This window comes from Pseudomonas sp. KB_12, assembly GCF_052114545.1.
GTDB lineage: Bacteria > Pseudomonadota > Gammaproteobacteria > Pseudomonadales > Pseudomonadaceae > Aquipseudomonas > Aquipseudomonas brassicacearum.
In genome coordinates, this window is record NZ_JBFREY010000033.1 from 47,710 (window position 1) to 64,134 (window position 16,425).

General features: G+C 61.5%; 14 protein-coding genes and 4 tRNA genes. 8 read left to right on the forward strand and 10 right to left on the reverse strand.

The annotated features are described in order from the left end of the window. The first annotated feature begins 636 nt into the window (after positions 1-636). From AB4Z20_RS22760 to AB4Z20_RS22775, 4 genes are read left to right on the forward strand one after another with little or no spacing between them, the layout of a single operon-like run. On the forward strand, positions 637-1,263 hold the full coding sequence (locus AB4Z20_RS22760) for a DUF1780 domain-containing protein (RefSeq protein WP_003205682.1): 627 nt from the start codon (positions 637-639) through the stop codon (positions 1,261-1,263). Further along, positions 1,260-1,787, forward strand: coding sequence for an MOSC domain-containing protein (locus tag AB4Z20_RS22765; protein WP_072346103.1), 528 nt, complete (start codon positions 1,260-1,262; stop codon positions 1,785-1,787). Before AB4Z20_RS22760 ends, AB4Z20_RS22765 begins: the two co-directional genes overlap by 4 nt. Positions 1,788-1,839: 52 nt before the next feature. After that, positions 1,840-2,013, forward strand: a complete 174-nt coding sequence (locus AB4Z20_RS22770; RefSeq protein WP_003205686.1) for a DUF3094 domain-containing protein — start codon at positions 1,840-1,842, stop codon at positions 2,011-2,013. 60 nt (positions 2,014-2,073) lie between these two features. Beyond that, positions 2,074-3,372: an NAD(P)/FAD-dependent oxidoreductase gene (locus tag AB4Z20_RS22775; RefSeq protein ID WP_214512604.1), complete on the forward strand. Its 1,299-nt coding sequence runs from the start codon at positions 2,074-2,076 to the stop codon at positions 3,370-3,372. 139 nt (positions 3,373-3,511) lie between these two features. Here the strand turns inward: AB4Z20_RS22775 and AB4Z20_RS22780 are convergent, their stop codons facing one another. From AB4Z20_RS22780 to rluD, 8 genes are all read right to left on the reverse strand, one after another. Beyond that, positions 3,512-5,137: a methyl-accepting chemotaxis protein gene (locus AB4Z20_RS22780; RefSeq protein ID WP_253469475.1), complete on the reverse strand. Its 1,626-nt coding sequence runs from the start codon at positions 5,135-5,137 to the stop codon at positions 3,512-3,514. A 147-nt stretch (positions 5,138-5,284) separates the two neighbouring features. Beyond that, positions 5,285-5,361: transfer RNA gene (locus AB4Z20_RS22785), tRNA-Pro, on the reverse strand. Positions 5,362-5,454: 93 nt separating this feature from the next. Beyond that, positions 5,455-5,530, reverse strand: a tRNA-Lys gene (locus AB4Z20_RS22790). A gap of 5 nt (positions 5,531-5,535) precedes the next feature. Further along, positions 5,536-5,612, reverse strand: a tRNA-Pro gene (locus AB4Z20_RS22795). A 7-nt stretch (positions 5,613-5,619) separates the two neighbouring features. Further along, positions 5,620-5,695, reverse strand: a tRNA-Asn gene (locus AB4Z20_RS22800). A gap of 456 nt (positions 5,696-6,151) precedes the next feature. Then, a complete protein-coding gene (gene clpB, locus AB4Z20_RS22805; RefSeq protein WP_214512602.1) occupies positions 6,152-8,716 on the reverse strand; it encodes an ATP-dependent chaperone ClpB in 2,565 nt (854 codons plus the stop codon). 130 nt (positions 8,717-8,846) lie between these two features. Continuing rightward, a complete protein-coding gene (gene pgeF / locus AB4Z20_RS22810; protein ID WP_320389468.1) occupies positions 8,847-9,572 on the reverse strand; it encodes a peptidoglycan editing factor PgeF in 726 nt (241 codons plus the stop codon). After that, a complete protein-coding gene (gene rluD, locus AB4Z20_RS22815) occupies positions 9,569-10,531 on the reverse strand; it encodes a 23S rRNA pseudouridine(1911/1915/1917) synthase RluD (RefSeq protein ID WP_003205696.1) in 963 nt (320 codons plus the stop codon). Before rluD ends, pgeF begins: the two co-directional genes overlap by 4 nt. Before the next feature lie 150 nt (positions 10,532-10,681). Here rluD and AB4Z20_RS22820 point away from each other — a divergent pair, with 150 nt between their 5' ends. The 4 genes from AB4Z20_RS22820 (at position 10,682) to AB4Z20_RS22835 (ending at position 14,978) form a co-directional block, all read left to right on the forward strand. Next, positions 10,682-11,698 (forward strand): outer membrane protein assembly factor BamD, encoded by a 1,017-nt coding sequence (locus AB4Z20_RS22820; RefSeq protein ID WP_003205698.1) that lies wholly within the window; start codon positions 10,682-10,684, stop codon positions 11,696-11,698. Between the two features lie 124 nt (positions 11,699-11,822). After that, a complete protein-coding gene (locus tag AB4Z20_RS22825) occupies positions 11,823-12,056 on the forward strand; it encodes a PP0621 family protein (protein ID WP_014340265.1) in 234 nt (77 codons plus the stop codon). After that, the gene (locus AB4Z20_RS22830) at positions 12,046-13,635 is read left to right on the forward strand and encodes a sensor histidine kinase (protein ID WP_442090645.1); all 1,590 of its coding nucleotides are present in this window, start codon (positions 12,046-12,048) and stop codon (positions 13,633-13,635) included. Before AB4Z20_RS22825 ends, AB4Z20_RS22830 begins: the two co-directional genes overlap by 11 nt. Next, complete coding sequence (locus AB4Z20_RS22835) at positions 13,632-14,978, forward strand: sigma-54-dependent transcriptional regulator (RefSeq protein WP_442090646.1); 1,347 nt, start codon at positions 13,632-13,634, stop codon at positions 14,976-14,978. Before AB4Z20_RS22830 ends, AB4Z20_RS22835 begins: the two co-directional genes overlap by 4 nt. A gap of 91 nt (positions 14,979-15,069) precedes the next feature. Here AB4Z20_RS22835 and AB4Z20_RS22840 read toward each other — a convergent pair whose 3' ends face one another. Together AB4Z20_RS22840 and AB4Z20_RS22845 are read right to left on the reverse strand one after the other, a co-directional pair. After that, positions 15,070-15,435, reverse strand: coding sequence for a DUF6124 family protein (locus AB4Z20_RS22840; RefSeq protein WP_442090647.1), 366 nt, complete (start codon positions 15,433-15,435; stop codon positions 15,070-15,072). Between the two features lie 810 nt (positions 15,436-16,245). Then, positions 16,246-16,425: nucleoid-structuring protein H-NS (locus AB4Z20_RS22845; RefSeq protein WP_442090649.1), on the reverse strand; the 180-nt coding region annotated here is incomplete at its 5' end.

Consider the following 16,425-nt stretch of genomic DNA (forward strand, 5'->3'; position numbering starts at 1 on the left):
TTTCAGCGTAGGTGTGTATATCCGTTTCTGCGGTAACGGCTGCTTATGGTTCCGCTCTTACAGCGGGTCACTTTCGAAAAGCGCGAAAGTAACCAAAGCGCTTCTGCCCCACCACTCGGTGCCTCGCCTAGGCTCGGCATGCCTGAACGAAGGCATTGCTCCGTGGGCCGCCGCGAAGGGCCATCCATGGCCCAGCGCGGCTAACCCGGCATCCATGCCGGGTTGCCCACTGCGCAATACCTTCGTTCAGCCAGCGTGGTTAATGGGGCGCCGAGATCAACGTCCACCGCGAGGCGGCCTGGTAGCCGACCTGGTTCTTGGTGGGACCGCGTTTTTCCTGTGGGAGCGAGCTTGCTCGCGATAGCGGTGGTGCAGTTTACGGTGATGTTGGATGTGCCGGCCTTATCGCGAGCAAGCTCGCTCCCACAGTTTTTTGTATCGTATGTAAATGTTGTGAACATCCGAAAATCCCTGTGGGAGCGAGCCTGCTCGCGATAGCGGTGGTGCAGAGGCATAGAGGCTCGACCCCTTGCTTTAGGCTCCAAGTGAATAGCATTACCTGGCCTGAGCGGAAATTTGCTCCCATCACAGCAGCTTTATTTTTTTTGATCACATTTGAACGCTAAGCTTGGGCTCATGGATGACTCCGATTACTTACGCCTGCTGACCATCGCGGCCGAGCAAGCCAACGCCTTTCTCTCCAATGCCCGCAAATGGGAGCGTGAGCGTTGGGTCTGTCAGCGCCTGCTGCAAGGGCTGAACGTGCCTTATCGCGCCGACGAGTTCGCGCCGGCCGGCGAGCCGCCGGACGTGTTGTTTCGCGATGCCAATTTCGAGGTGTTTTTTGTGCTCGACGAAGGTCGACGCCTCAATGACGAATGGCGCGATGAACTGCAACGCCGCCGCAGCGCCTTCTCCCTGAGCCAGCTAGTGCGTCGCGAGGCCAAGCCGCGGCGGATCCCGGCCAATGAGTTCCTGATGCGGCTGGCCCCGACCCTGCGCAAGAAAGCTCACAACTACACCGAGCGCGGCATGGACCTGGGTGACCTGGACATCATCGCCTTCGCCAGCCTCAAGCGCGAAGTGCTGGACCTCAACAGTCACTTCCCACCGCCGACCGAATACCTGCGCCAGGGCTGGCGCTCGCTGTCACTGGTGGGGCCGACGTTTGCCCGGGTACTGTTCGCTCACCCCGACGCGCCGGACTTCCTGCGCAGCAACCTGGGTCGCAGCATCGTGTTCGATGTCGGGATCAGCCTGTGAGCCCACTGCAGGAACTGATTGCCGCTGTGCCCCAGCAAGGCCGCGTACGCTGGATTGGCGTACGACCCCAGGGCCATGCACCCATGATCGAACTGGACGCCGTGGAAGCCCGCCTGGAGGCTGGGTTGACCGGCGATCATGCCCGCCCCGGCGTGCGCAATGCGCGGCAAGTGACGCTGATCCAATGGGAGCACCTGGCCGTGATCGGCTCGCTGATGGGCCGCCCCGAGGACCGGCCCGTGCTGCCACAGGAGCTGCGACGCAATATTGTGGTCAGCGGCATCAATCTGTTCAGCCTCAAGGGCCGGCGCTTTCGCATTGGCCAAGCCATTTTCGAAACCACCGGCTGGTGCCAGCCGTGTGCCCGATTGGAGCGAAACCTCGGCGAAGGTACGTTCCAGGCGGTACGCGGCCATGGCGGAATCACCGCCCGGGTGTTAAAAAGTGGAATCATTCGCCTGGACGACAGCCTGATCGTCGAACCCGTTCCGGCGAGCGGCTACGCTGCTTTCAATGCCGGCTAGCCGGACGCTGTAACGTCTTCACATTCCGCAACGTCTACCTGACGAGGCCTTTATGACCAGCCGCCTGAACCCAGAAGACCAGAAGCATGTCGAAGAGTACCTGCAACTGTCCCAGCACCGAGTCGAGCGCCGGCCTTTCCGGCCGTGGATGCTCCTGGTGGTGGTACTGGCCGTGACCATCGGCCTGGGCCTGTTGAGCCGACTGATCAGTTACCTGACGCTATGAGCCGCGTTTCGCTCGCTCGGGTAACGGCACCGATTTCCTTTAGCCTTGCGAGATATCCCCATGACTCATCGTATTGTCATCGTTGGCGGCGGCGCCGGCGGTCTGGAGTTGGCTACCCGTCTGGGTAAGACTCTGGGCAAGCGCGGCACGGCCAGTGTGATGCTGGTCGACGCGAACCTGACCCACATCTGGAAACCGCTGCTGCACGAAGTGGCCGCCGGCTCCTTGAACTCCTCCGAAGACGAACTCAACTATGTCGCCCAGGCAAAATGGAACCACTTCGAGTTCCAGCTGGGGCGCATGAGCGGCCTGGACCGCGAGCGCAAGAGAATCCAACTGGCCGCCACCTATGACGAGACCGGCGTCGAGCTGTTGCCGGCCCGGGAACTGGGCTACGACACCCTGGTGATTGCCGTCGGCAGCACCACCAATGACTTCGGCACCGAAGGCGCGGCGCAGCACTGCCTGTTCCTCGACACTCGCAAACAGGCCGAGCGCTTCCATCAGCAACTGCTTCATCACTATCTGCGCGCCCACGCCGGGCAGACCGATATCGTCGAGCGCATCAGCGTCGCCATCGTCGGCGCCGGTGCGACCGGGGTCGAACTGGCCGCCGAGCTGCATAATGCCGCCCACGAACTGCATGCCTACGGCCTGGACCGGATCAAACCGGAGAACATGCACATCACCCTGATCGAAGCGGGCCCACGCGTCTTGCCGGCCCTGCCGGAGCGTATCGGCGGACCGGTGCACAAGACCCTGGAGAAACTCGGGGTCAACGTCATGACCAACGCCGCCGTCAGCCAGGTGACCGCCGACAGCCTGATTACCGCGGATGGCAAAGTGATCGACGCGAGCCTGAAAGTCTGGGCCGCCGGGATTCGCGCCCCGGACTTCCTCAAGGACATCGACGGGCTGGAGACCAACCGGATCAATCAGCTGCAAGTGCTGCCTACATTGCAGACCAGCCGCGACGAGAACATCTTTGCCTTCGGCGACTGCGCCGCCTGCCCGCAACCCGGCAGCGAGCGCAACGTCCCGCCCCGCGCCCAGGCCGCGCACCAGCAGGCCTCGCTGCTGGCCAAATCCTTGAAGCTGCGGATCGAAGGCAAGGCCCTGCCCGAATACAAGTACACCGACTACGGTTCGCTGATCTCGCTGTCGCGGTTCTCGGCGGTGGGCAACCTGATGGGCAACCTGACCGGCAGCGTGATGCTCGAAGGCTGGCTGGCGCGGATGTTCTACGTGTCGCTGTACCGCATGCACCAGATGGCGCTGTACGGCATGTTTCGCACGGCCATGCTGATGCTGGGCAGCAAGATCGGGCGTGGGACTGAGCCTCGGCTGAAGTTGCACTGAGGCCTTACTGACGATCGTTCCCACGCTCTGCGTGGGAATGCAGCCCGGGACGCTCCGCGTCCTTTGTGACGCAGAGCGTCACTGGATTCACTCCCACGCAGAGCGTGGGAGCGATCATCCCTTCATGTCCCTTCAATAATCAAACCTGAAACCGCTGCACCATCGTGCGCAGCGAATTCGCCAGCTGCGACAACTCATGGCTGGACGCGCTGGTCTGGTCCGCGCCGGACGCCGAGCGCACCGACAAATCACGAATGTTCACCAGGTTGCGATCCACCTCGCGGGCCACTTGCGCCTGCTCTTCGGCGGCGCTGGCGATTACCAGGTTGCGTTCGTGGATTTCATTGACCGACGCCGTGATGGTCTGCAACGCGTCCCCCGCCCGCTCCGCCATGGCCAGGGTACTGGCGGCACGACTGGAGCTGGCCTGCATGGAGTCGAGTGCCTGGGTGGCACCGCTGCGCATGCCCTGGACCATTTGCTCGATTTCCTGGGTCGATTGCTGCGTGCGATAAGCCAGCGCCCGCACCTCATCGGCCACCACCGCAAACCCACGCCCGCTCTCACCCGCCCGGGCCGCTTCGATGGCCGCGTTGAGGGCCAGCAGGTTGGTCTGCTCGGCGATGGCGCGGATCACGTCCAGCACCTTGCCGATATCCTGCGATTGGTTGGCCAGGGATTGCACCAGGCCGCCAGTCACTTGCACGTCGCTGGCGAGAGCGCCGATGGCGTCGACCGTGTCGCTGACCCGCTGCTGCCCAAGGGACGCCGACTCACTGGACTGACGCGTGGCATCGGAGGTGGAAACCGCATTGCGCGCGACTTCTTCCACGGCAGTGGTCATTTCGGTGACGGCGGTGGCGGCCTGTTCGATTTCGTTGTTCTGCTGTTGCAAGCTTTGGGTGCTGTCGAGCGTGACGGTGTTCAGCTCATCGGCTGCGGTGGCCAGTTGCGCGGCCGAACCGCTGATGCCCTGCAACGTCTCACGCAGATTCTGCTGCATGGCCGCCAACGCCTTGAGCAAGCGGCTCACTTCGTCGTTGCCATGGGTCTCGATTGGCCGGGTCAGGTCACCCCGGGCGATGTTCTGCGCAGCATTGAGCGCCTCACCCAAGGGTTTGACGATACTGCGCGTAAGCAGCATGGCCAGGGCCACCGTGGCCAGGGCGGCGAGCACAACGAACAGGCTGACGATCATGCGGGAATTGGCGTAGTGCTCCTGGGACTTCTGACTCTCGATGGACACCTGCTTGGAGAACAGCTCCGCCAGGTCGTTGAGCTGTTTGCCGGAACCGTCCACCACGGTCTTCATGTCCACCAGCAGCAGCTTGATCAGCTCGTCCCGACGCCCTTGTTCGGCCAGGGTGAAGGATTGGGCGATACCCGTACGGTAAGCGGCGAAGGTTTGCTTGAACTGGTCATAAAGCGCCTTGCCTTCAGGCGTCACGACGAGCTTTTCGTAGGCCGCAATTTTTTCGCTCAGTTCCTTGTCGCGCGTGTCCATCTGCCCGCGATACACCGCAACGTTCTTCGGGTCCTGGTCCAGGGCCATGCGCAGGGAAATGGTGCGGATCCGCAGCATCCACTCGCGGATCTCATCACCGCCGCGAATGCTCGGCAGCCACTGGGTTTCCACCGCGACTTCACTGTCACGAATACTCGACATCTGTCCCAGCGCGAACACCCCGAGCAACGCCACCAGCACGGCGATCAAGGCAAAACCCAACGCGGCACGAGGGGCGATATTCAGCTGACGAAGAACCATAGGGAATGCCTTTTTTTATTGTTGGCCTGAAGTGGGGCAAGGCCCCTGTCGGCGGGTTATCGGCAAGTTGTACGATGTCTTAAGTCTAATCCACTTTATCGCAGGCAAAAAAAATCCCCGTATCTTTCGATACGAGGATTTTCAATATGGTCGGGGTAAGGGGATTCGAACTCCTGACATCCTGCTCCCAAAGCAGGCGCGCTACCGGACTGCGCTATACCCCGGTAAAAAAAAGGCGACCTTTGCAAGTCGCCTTCTCGATCAGCGCTTTTGGCCTCTGATCTTAAGATTCGATTCCAGCGAGCTGGTTTCAAAAATGGTGGGTCGTGTGGGATTCGAACCTACGACCAATTGGTTAAAAGCCAACTGCTCTACCAACTGAGCTAACGACCCAAAGATGGTCGGGGTAAGGGGATTCGAACTCCTGACATCCTGCTCCCAAAGCAGGCGCGCTACCGGACTGCGCTATACCCCGATTGAAATGGCTCCGTGACCAGGACTCGAACCTGGGACCCAATGATTAACAGTCATTTGCTCTACCGACTGAGCTATCACGGAACTGATATTTCAAGTTGAAACGTTGAAGCTAGCTTCAACCTCTTCTACCCTTACGCATCGCTGCGTTCGTGTGTCTGAGGCGCGCTATTCTACAATCTTCAAAACCTCTGTCAACCCCTTAAATTGCTTTCAAGACAATGATTTGCAACTTATTTTGGATTCCTTCTCAGCGAGAAGTAACCCTTGGGGTGACTGACTGCGGGGCGCACTTTACAAGCCTTTTCCTTTGAGTTCAACGGCCTGATGAAAAAAATGGCCTCGCCAAGCAAACACGCCCTGTGGCAAGCGATGGACTGTGTAGGAGCTGCCGAAGGCTGCGATCTTTTGATCTTTCGCTTCAGACCCTGGCGTCAGAGGAAAGATCGCAGCCTCGTTGCACTCGACAGCTCCTACACAGCTCCTACAGCACCCTCCAGCGGGAGCAGCTCCCTCGCCACAAAAGCCCAGTCAATCGGCTCAGTTGAAGACGATTTCGTCGTTCTCCACCGTACCGGTCACGGTTTCGCCCGGCATGAAGCGACCCGACAGGATCAACTGCGCCAGCGGGTTTTCGATCCAGCGCTGGATCGCCCGCTTCAGCGGCCGTGCGCCATAGACCGGGTCGTAACCCACCGCAATCAGCTTGTCCAACGCCTCGCCGCTCAACTGCAGTTTCAGCTCACGTTCGGTGAGGCGACTGCGCAGGCGACCCAACTGGATCTCGGTAATGCCGGCAATCTGATCACGGGCCAATGGCTCGAAGATCACCACTTCGTCGACCCGGTTGATGAACTCCGGCCGGAAGTGCGTAGAGATCGCGTCCATCACCGCCGCGCGCTGCGCCTCGCGGTCGCCCACCAGTTCCTGGATCTGCGTCGAGCCCAGGTTGGAGGTCATCACGATCACCGTGTTGCGGAAGTCCACCGTGCGCCCGTGGCTGTCGGTCAAGCGACCATCCTCCAGCACTTGCAGCAGGATGTTGAACACATCCGGGTGCGCCTTCTCGACCTCATCGAGCAGGATCACCGAGTACGGCTTGCGACGCACTGCCTCGGTCAGGTAACCGCCCTCTTCATAACCGACATAACCCGGTGGCGCACCGATCAACCGTGCCACGGAATGTTTCTCCATGAACTCGGACATGTCGATGCGCACCATGGCCTCTTCAGTGTCGAAGAGGAACTCGGCCAGCGCCTTGCACAGCTCGGTTTTACCGACACCCGTAGGGCCGAGGAACATGAACGAACCGCTCGGCCGGTTCGGGTCCGACAGCCCGGCACGGGAACGGCGCACGGCGTTGGACACCGCCACCACCGCCTCTTCCTGACCGATCACGCGCTGGTGCAGCAGGCTTTCCATCTTCAGCAGCTTGTCACGCTCGCCTTCGAGCATTTTCGAGACCGGAATGCCGGTCCACTTGGAGACCACTTCGGCAATCTCTTCCTCAGTGACCTTGCTGCGCAGCAACTGGTTTTCGCTCTTGCCATGCTGGTCGACCATTTGCAGGCTGCGCTCCAAGTCCGGGATCACCCCGTACTGCAGCTCGGCCATGCGGTTGAGGTCGCCCTTACGACGGGCCGCTTCCAGTTCCTGGCGGGACTGTTCGATCTTCTGCTGGATCTGCGCCGAGCCCTGGACTTCGGCTTTCTCCGAGTTCCAGATTTCCTCGAGGTCGGAATACTCACGCTCGTGACGAACGATCTCTTCCTGCAACCTTTCCAGACGCTTCTTCGCCGCTTCGTCGCTTTCTTTTTTCAGGGCCTGGGACTCGACCTTGAGTTGAATCAGGCGCCGCTCCAACCGATCCAGCACTTCGGGCTTGGAGTCGATTTCCATGCGGATGCGGCTGGCGGCCTCGTCGATCAGGTCGATGGCCTTGTCCGGCAACTGACGGTCAGTGATGTAGCGGTGGCTGAGCTTGGCCGCCGCGATAATCGCGCCATCGGTGATCGCCACCTTGTGGTGAACTTCGTAGCGTTCTTTAAGGCCGCGCAGGATGGCGATGGTGTCTTCCTCGCTCGGCTCCTCCACCAGCACTTTCTGGAAGCGCCGCTCAAGGGCTGCGTCCTTCTCTATATATTGGCGGTACTCGTTGAGCGTGGTCGCGCCGACGCAGTGCAACTCGCCACGGGCCAACGCGGGCTTGAGCATGTTGCCGGCGTCCATCGAGCCTTCGCCCTTGCCCGCACCGACCATGGTGTGCAGTTCGTCGATGAACAGGATGATCTGCCCTTCCTGCTTGGACAGCTCATTGAGCAGCGCCTTGAGCCGCTCTTCGAACTCGCCACGGTATTTAGCACCGGCGATCAAGGCGCCCATGTCCAGGGACAACAGGCGTTTACCCCTGAGGCCGTCCGGCACTTCGCCGTTGATGATGCGCTGGGCCAGGCCCTCGGCGATGGCGGTTTTACCCACGCCTGGCTCACCGATCAGCACCGGGTTGTTCTTGGTGCGGCGTTGCAGCACCTGGATCGTGCGGCGGATTTCATCGTCGCGACCGATCACCGGGTCGAGCTTGCCTTCCTCGGCGCGCTTGGTCAGGTCGACGGTATATTTGTCCAGCGCCTGGCGCGACTCTTCGTGGTTGGCGTCGTTGACCGCTTCGCCGCCACGCAGGTTGTTGATGGCATTTTCCAGGGCTTTCTTGCTCACGCCCTGGCCGAGCAACAATTTGCCGAGCTTGCTGTTCTCGTCCATGGCGGCGAGCAGCACCAGCTCGCTGGAAATGAACTGGTCGCCCTTCTGTTGGGCCAGGCGATCGGCCTGGTTGAGCAGCCGCGCTAGGTCCTGGGACATGTTCACGTCACCGGTGGGATTCTGGATCTTGGGTAACTGGTCGAGTTCCTTGGCCAGCTCTTTGCGCAGGCTGTTGACGTCAAAGCCGACCTGCATCAGCAGGGGCTTGATGGAACCGCCCTGCTGTTCGAGCATGGCCTGCATCAAATGCGCCGGCTCGATACCGGGATGGTCCAGGCCGACGGCCAGGGACTGGGCATCGGACAGCGCCAACTGTAATTTGCTGGTTAAACGATCAATACGCATGGGTCACCTTCCTAATGAGCAGGCCGGACCGTGGAAACATCCTGAATGAAGAAACCTGCCAGATACCGTTATAGATGTGGTCGATTCTGGAAGATTCAAGCCGGGCGCCCTTGATACAGATCAGAGAAGTCTAGCGTTCGATCCAGATCAGCGAAGCGAAGCGACCGGTGCGCGGGTTGCGGCGGTAGGAAAAGAAACGAGGGTCGGTCACGGTGCAGAGGCCGCCACCGTAGACGGCCGTGACACCTCGTGCGGCCAGGCGCAGCCGGGCCAACGCGTAGATATCGGCCAGGAACTTGCCGGCGTTGGGGCTCGCGACGAAGGCTTGGGCGGCCTGGGGCAGTTGCGCGATGAAGACTTTACGCACTTCCGGCCCGACTTCAAACGCTGGCGGACCGATGGCCGGGCCGAGCCAGGCGAGGATTTCATCCGCGGGCACGGCAAGGCTGTCGAGGGTGGCTTCCAGCACGCCGTTCGCCAGCCCGCGCCAGCCAGCATGAGCCGCCGCGACGCGAGTACCGGCACGGTTGCAGAACAGCACAGGCAGGCAGTCCGCCGTCATCGCCGTGCAGGCGATACCGGGCGTGTCGGTCCAACTGGCATCGGCGGTCGCCACCTGGGCCGGATCAGCCTCGACCACGGCAATGCCGTGGACCTGCTGTAGCCAGGCCGGGGTGATGGCGAATTGATCGGTGAGGCGACGGCGGTTTTCGGCGACGGCCGCAGGATCGTCGCCCACATGGTCGCCCAGGTTGAGGCGGTCGAACGGCGCCAGGCTGACGCCGCCCGCACGGGTCGTGACGCAGGCCTTGACCCGGGCCGGCGCGGGCCAGTCGGGTGTCAGCCAGTCACTCATCCGATGAACGCCTCGCGGTCCTGCTTGAGCAACGTCAGCAACCAGACGAAGTCATCCGGCAACGGAGATTCCCAGCTCATGCGTTTGCCGGTCGTCGGATGATCCAACTCCAGGAAACGTGCATGCAACGCCTGGCGCGGGAAATTCTTCAGCGATTCGACCATGGTCTGGCTGGCAGCCGGCGGAATGCGGAAACGACCGCCGTAGGCCGGGTCGCCCACCAACGGGAAGTTGATGTGGGCCATGTGCACACGGATCTGGTGGGTCCGGCCGGTTTCCAGCTTGACCCGCACATGGGTGTGGGAACGGAAACGCTCGAGCACGCGATAATGGCTGACCGCCTGCTTGCCGCCCTCCATCACCGCCATGCGCTGGCGCTGCTGGCCGTGACGACCGATGGGGGCGTTGATCTTGCCACCGGCGGTGACGACCCCGATCACGATGCATTCATAGATGCGGCTGACGCTGCGGCTTTGCAGCTGTGTGACCAGCTGTGTCTGCGCCTGGATGGTCTTGGCCACCACCATCAGGCCGGTGGTGTCCTTGTCCAGGCGATGGACGATGCCGGCACGCGGCACATTGATAATGTCCGGTACGTGGTGCAGCAAGGCGTTGAGCAACGTGCCGTCGGCATGACCGGCAGCCGGGTGCACCACCAGGCCCGCAGGCTTGTTGATCACCAGGATGTCATCGTCTTCATAGACGATGTCCAGGGCGATGTCCTGGGCGACCCATTCTCCCTGGGCCTCCTGTTCGGCAGTCAGTTCAAGAATGGCACCGCCGTGGACGATGTCGCGCGGACGGATCACCGCCCCATCCACAGTCAGGCGGCCGTCCTTGATCCAGGCGGAAAGGCGCGAGCGAGAGTGCTCGGCAAAGAGTTGTGCGGCGACTTGATCGAGGCGTTGGCCGCCCAATTCGGACGGCACCTCTGCGCGAAGTTCTATTTTATCGGACATGCTCGGACTGGGCGTCGGCACAGCCTTTGGTTTCGGCTGCGCGCTTGTGGTTAAATACGGCGTCTTTTGCCCCGAGGCTTTCAACGGGGCGCTCATCATAACAGGACGGCCCCGCCCAAGACAGCGGCCGTCATAGGGACGCAAGCCGCCATGCAAGTGAAACACCTGCTGCTGATCGCCATCCTCGCATTGACTGCTGCTTGCTCGTCGAAGGAAGTCGTAGACGAAAACCTGAGCGAAGTCGAACTGTACCAACAGGCGCAGAACGACCTGGATAACAACAGCTATACCAGCGCCACCGCCAAGCTGAAGGCGCTGGAGTCGCGGTATCCGTTCGGGCGCTACGCCGATCAGGCCCAGTTGGAGCTGATCTACGCCAACTACAAGAACGCCGAGCCGGAAGCCGCCAAGTCCGCCGCCGAGCGTTTCATTCGCCTGCACCCGCAGCACCCGAATGTCGATTACGCCTATTACCTCAAGGGCCTGACCTCCTTCGATCAGGACGTTGGCCTGCTGGCGCGTTTCCTGCCGCTGGACATGACCAAGCGTGACCCGGGCGCCGCGCGCGACTCCTACAATGAGTTCGCCCAACTGACCAGCCGCTTCCCCAACAGCCGCTACTCGCCGGACGCCAAGCAGCGCATGATCTACCTGCGCAACCTGCTGGCCTCCTACGAAATCCACGTGGCCGACTACTACCTGACGCGTCAGGCCTACGTCGCCGCCGCCAACCGTGGCCGCTACGTAGTGGAAAACTTCCAGGAAACCCCTTCGGTGGGTGATGGCCTGGCCGTGATGACCGAAGCCTACCAGCGCCTGCACCTGGACGAACTGGCGGCCACCAGCCTGGAAACCCTCAAGCTGAACTACCCGGATCACCCATCCCTGGTCGATGGCCAGTTCACCCCACGGGTCGACGAAGCGGACAACCGTTCGTGGCTGAGCAAGGCGACCCTGGGCCTGATCGAGTCCCGTCCACCGCTGCCGCCAGGCGAGACACGCGCCAACCAGGACGTACAGCGCCAGTTCCAGGATGCCAAGGAAGCCATCCCGAACGAACTCAAGCCTAAAGATGAAAATGGCGACGTGATCGAGGAAGAAGAGCCTGAAAGCGAGTCCAGCGACCGCTCCTGGTTCAGCCACCTGACCTTTGGTCTGTTCGACTGAGACCAAGGCATTCAAAAAAGGGAGACCCGACGGTCTCCCTTTTTTGTGCCTGGGTTTTATTGCGCTGTGCGCCGTTCCTGTCCTTGGCTAAACTGCCTGATCTCTAGCCAAAAAGCCGCCCATCATGCTTCGTCTACTGTTCTGGATCGCCCTGATTGCCGCCGCGGTATGGTTCTGGCGCAAGTTCAAGAGTACCTCCTCCGCGCCGAACGCTCCCCGCGAGCAGGACGCACCGCCCATGGTTCGCTGCGCCCATTGCGGCGTACACCTGCCCCGTGACCGGGCGCTGGCCCTCGAACAACAATGGTATTGCAGCCAGGCTCACCTTGAGCAAGGCCCGGGCACTCGTGAGCGCTGAGGCCTCAAGCCCACGCGAAAAACAGGCGCAGCGCCTGCTGCGTCTCTATCACCTCTATCGTCTGAGCATCGGCATCACCCTGGTGCTGCTGATCTCCAGCAAACTGGACAACCGCCTGCTGGAGTTCGCCAATGACGACCTGCTGCGCAGTGGCAGTTGGTTGTACCTGGTGCTGAATATCCTGCTGGTGGTGTTCCTGGAGAACACCCGCCGCCCTGCCCGGCTGTTCGGCCTGGCCCTGACTGACGTGCTGCTGCTCTCGTGGCTGTTCTTCGTCGCGGGCGGTGTGCCCAGTGCCATCGGCAACCTGCTCATTGTCTCGGTGGCCATCGGCAACACGCTGCTGCGAGGCCGCATCGGCCTGTTGATCGCGGCCGTCGCCACCCTCGGCATCGTCGGTTCGAGTTTCTTTCTTGGCTTGAGCGACTCGAACCGTCCCAGCAGTTATTTGCAGGCTGGCACCCTCGGGGCACTGTGCTTTGCCGCCGCGCTGTTGGTGCAAGGCCTGACCCGACGCTTGGAAGCCAGCGAAACCCTGGCCGAGCAACGGGCCAGCGAGGTGATCGGCCTGGAAGCGCTCAACGCCCTGATCCTGCAACGCATGCGCACCGGCATCCTGGTGCTTGACCGTGAGCGTCGGGTGCAATTGGCCAACGAAAGCGCGCTGAACCTGCTGGGCATGCACGACCTGGTGGGCCAGCAGCTCGACGATTACTCCACCGCCCTGGTCGAACGCATGCAATTGTGGCGAAACAACCCCAGCCTGCGCCCTTCCAGCCTGACCGTTACCGGCACGGGCCTGACCCTGCAACCGAGCTTCATCGCCTTGGGGCATCAAGATCAGCAGCAGATCCTGGTGTTCCTTGAAGACCTGGCCCAGGTTGCCCAGCAGGCCCAGCAGTTGAAACTCGCTTCCCTCGGGCGCCTCACTGCTGGCATCGCCCATGAAATCCGCAACCCCTTGGGCGCCATCAGCCACGCGGCGCAATTACTGCGCGAATCCGAGGAACTGAACGACGCGGATCGGCGTCTGACGCAGATTATTCAAGATCACTCCCAACGAATGAACCGCGTCATTGAAAACGTCCTGCAGCTGTCTCGCCGCCAGCAAACCACCCCCCAACGCCTCGACCTGCGGACCTGGCTCGACCAGTTCGTCCGGCAGGCCCGCGAAAGCATGGCCGAGTACCAGCACTTGCACCTGAGCATCGACCCGGGTGACTACACCACGCTGATGGACCCCGACCAGTTGACCCAGGTACTCGACAACCTGCTGCGCAACGCCTGGCGCCACAGCGCCATGGCCCACGAACAGGCCGAGGCCTGGCTGAAACTGTTCATCGACCCCCACAGCCAGCTGTCCACGCTGGACATCATCGACAACGGCCCCGGTGTAACCCCCGAGCAGCAGGCGCATTTGTTCGAACCCTTCTTTACCACCAGCAGCCAGGGCACCGGCCTTGGGCTCTATCTGTCCCGTGAGCTGTGCGAAAGCAACCAGGCCCGCCTAGACTTCAAACCACGCCAAGGCGGCGGTTGCTTTCGCATCACCTTTGCTCACGGACGGAAACAGATTTGAATAATCGCTCACGGCAACGAATCCTGATCGTCGATGACGAACCGGACATCCGCGAACTCCTGGACATCACCCTGGGCCGGATGAAACTCGACACCCGCAGCGCCAAGAACCTTGCCGAGGCCCAAGCCCTGCTGGCGGGGGACACCTTCGACCTGTGCCTGACCGACATGCGCCTGCCCGATGGCACCGGCCTGGAACTGGTGCAACACATCCAGCAACGCTACCCCCAACTGCCCGTGGCGATGATCACCGCCTATGGCAGCCTGGAAACCGCCATCGACGCCCTCAAGGCTGGCGCCTTCGACTTCCTGACCAAGCCGGTAGACCTGGGTCGGCTGCGGGAGCTGGTCACCAGCGCCCTGCGCCTGCCGCCGGTCGCCACGCCAGGCACCACCCTCGAGCGCAGCCTGCTGGGCGACTCGCCGCCGATGCTCAGCGTGCGCAAGCAGATCGAAAAACTCGCCCGCAGCCAGGCACCGGTGTACATCAGCGGGGAATCGGGCTGCGGCAAGGAGTTGGTCGCCCGTCTGATCCACGAACAAGGCCCCCGTGCCAACCTGCCCTTTGTACCGGTCAACTGTGGGGCAATTCCCACGGAGCTGATGGAAAGTGAGTTTTTCGGCCATCGAAAAGGCAGCTTCAGCGGCGCCATCGAGGACAAGCCCGGGCTGTTCCAGGCTGCCCATGGCGGGACCTTGTTCCTCGATGAAGTGGCCGATCTGCCCTTGGCGATGCAGGTCAAGCTGTTGCGAGCCATCCAGGAAAAAGCCGTGCGCGCCGTTGGCGGCCAGCAGGAAGAAGTGGTGGATGTGCGCATCCTCTGCGCCACCCACAAGGACCTGGACGGCGAAGTCGCCGCCGGGCGCTTTCGCCAGGATTTGTATTACCGGCTGAACGTCATCGAACTGCGCGTCCCGCCGTTGCGCGAACGCCGCGAAGACATCGAGCTGCTGGCCAATCACATGCTTCAGCGCCTGGCAGCCAACACCGGTAGTCCACCGGTCAAGTTGCATCCCCAGGCGTTGGACGCTCTCAGGAATTACCGCTTCCCGGGCAACGTGCGGGAACTGGAGAACATGCTTGAACGGGCCTACACCCTTTGCGAACAGCAGCAGATTGAAGCGGATGACCTGCGCCTGGCCGAGGGCAATAGTACTACTGAGGCAGGCAATCCCGATTTGATGCAGGTCGACAACCTGGAGGATTACCTGGAAGACGTTGAGCGCAAGCTCATCCTCCAGGCGTTGGAGGAAACCCGCTGGAACCGCACGGCGGCGGCGCAGCGGCTGAAGTTGTCGTTTCGGTCGATGCGGTATCGGTTAAAGAAGCTTGGGCTGGATTGAGCCACGGTTTTGAAACTCACGCTTACCCCTGTGGCGAGGGAGCTTGCTCCCTTGCCACAGGTTCGGCGTTCACCCTCTGTAACGTCGCTCTCTAGCCCTCCGGCACAGGTACCCGCTCGTCCAGAACACGATTGGCCAATAATTCACTCAACTCAATCAATTGCTGTACCCCCAAGGCGATATGCCGCCGCGAGCCTTCAAGCTCGAAAGCCAGGTCGCTGATCGTTGCGTTGGCGCAGGCCAGGGTTTCGCTGAGGTTGGTGAGGAGGCATTCGGTGTCGATGCCGGCCACGACAGTGAATAACTGGTTTGAGGCGGGTTTCTTTTTGGTTTCGGGCTTTGGGCCGAGGTAATAGTCGAGGGCGCGCTTGGCGGCTTCATCAAGCCCTTTGGGGTTAAGGCTGGAGTCAGGAGAAGCGTTATTGGTTTCTGAAGGTGGTAGGGATTTGTCACTCATTGCGGTATTCCAAAGAGGGAATGGATTACCAAGTTTTCGGGCCGCGACGCCCGGACGCTGAATTGGCAGCGACGGGAAAAGGTTAGCCAGAGTTCTTCCCACCCGGCAACCGCCAGAACTCGTCGGAAAATTCTTTTTGAATCAGATTTTTGTCCGACCATTCCCACAAAGGGTGGTTGGCTGTGAGGGCGGTGTGTATATCCGTTTCTGCGGTTACGGCGGCTTAGGGTTCCGCCCTGACGGCGGGTCACTTTCGAAAAGCCCGGAAGCCGGCCCAGTCGAAAGTAACCAAAGCGCTTTTGCCCCACCACTTGGCACCTCGCTTTGGCTCGGTGTGCCCTCACTCCGTGGGCCCGCCGCGAAGGGCCATCCATGGCCCAGCGCGGCTATCCCGGCATCCATGCCGGGATGCCCACTCCACAACGCCTGCGTTCGGCCAGCGTGGTTAACGGGGCGCCCGAGATCAACGTCCACCGCGAGGCGGCCTGATAGCCGACCTGGTTCTTGATGGGGACCGCGTTCCTCCTGTGGGAGCAAAGCTTGCTCGCGAAGGCGATGGTTCAGTCACATGAATTTTGGGCTTGCTGGCCTCATCGCGAGCAAGCTCGCTCCCACAGGAGGCCCGGGCGCACATGAAATTTTGTGTCTACTGAATGAAGATCCAATGTGGGAGCGAGCTTGCTCGCGATAGCAGTGGGTCAGCTTGCATCAGCGTTGGATGTGCCGCCGCCTTCGCGAGCAAGCTTTGCTCCCACAGGTCCTGCTCAAACAGATCTGATGGGTGTACGACCAGGAGAACCAGGTCGGCTACTAGGCCGCCTCGGGGCGGACGTTGATCTCGGGCGCCCCGTTAACCACGATGGCCGAACGCAGGCATTGCGCAGTGGGCACCTCGGCATGGATGCCGAGGTAGCCGCGCTGGGCCATGGATGGCCCTTCGCGGCGGCCCACGGAGCAATGCCGGAGTGAGGGCATGCCGAGCCTAGGCGA

Coding starts and splice junctions, on each gene's coding strand:
- AB4Z20_RS22760 (WP_003205682.1), top strand. CDS start 637: ATGGATGACTCCGATTACTTACGCCTGCTGACCATCGCGGCCGAGCAA.
- AB4Z20_RS22770 (WP_003205686.1), top strand. CDS start 1,840: ATGACCAGCCGCCTGAACCCAGAAGACCAGAAGCATGTCGAAGAGTAC.
- AB4Z20_RS22775 (WP_214512604.1), top strand. CDS start 2,074: ATGACTCATCGTATTGTCATCGTTGGCGGCGGCGCCGGCGGTCTGGAG.
- AB4Z20_RS22780 (WP_253469475.1), bottom strand. CDS start 5,137: ATGGTTCTTCGTCAGCTGAATATCGCCCCTCGTGCCGCGTTGGGTTTT.
- clpB (WP_214512602.1), bottom strand. CDS start 8,716: ATGCGTATTGATCGTTTAACCAGCAAATTACAGTTGGCGCTGTCCGAT.
- pgeF (WP_320389468.1), bottom strand. CDS start 9,572: ATGAGTGACTGGCTGACACCCGACTGGCCCGCGCCGGCCCGGGTCAAG.
- rluD (WP_003205696.1), bottom strand. CDS start 10,531: ATGTCCGATAAAATAGAACTTCGCGCAGAGGTGCCGTCCGAATTGGGC.
- AB4Z20_RS22820 (WP_003205698.1), top strand. CDS start 10,682: ATGCAAGTGAAACACCTGCTGCTGATCGCCATCCTCGCATTGACTGCT.
- AB4Z20_RS22825 (WP_014340265.1), top strand. CDS start 11,823: ATGCTTCGTCTACTGTTCTGGATCGCCCTGATTGCCGCCGCGGTATGG.
- AB4Z20_RS22840 (WP_442090647.1), bottom strand. CDS start 15,435: ATGAGTGACAAATCCCTACCACCTTCAGAAACCAATAACGCTTCTCCT.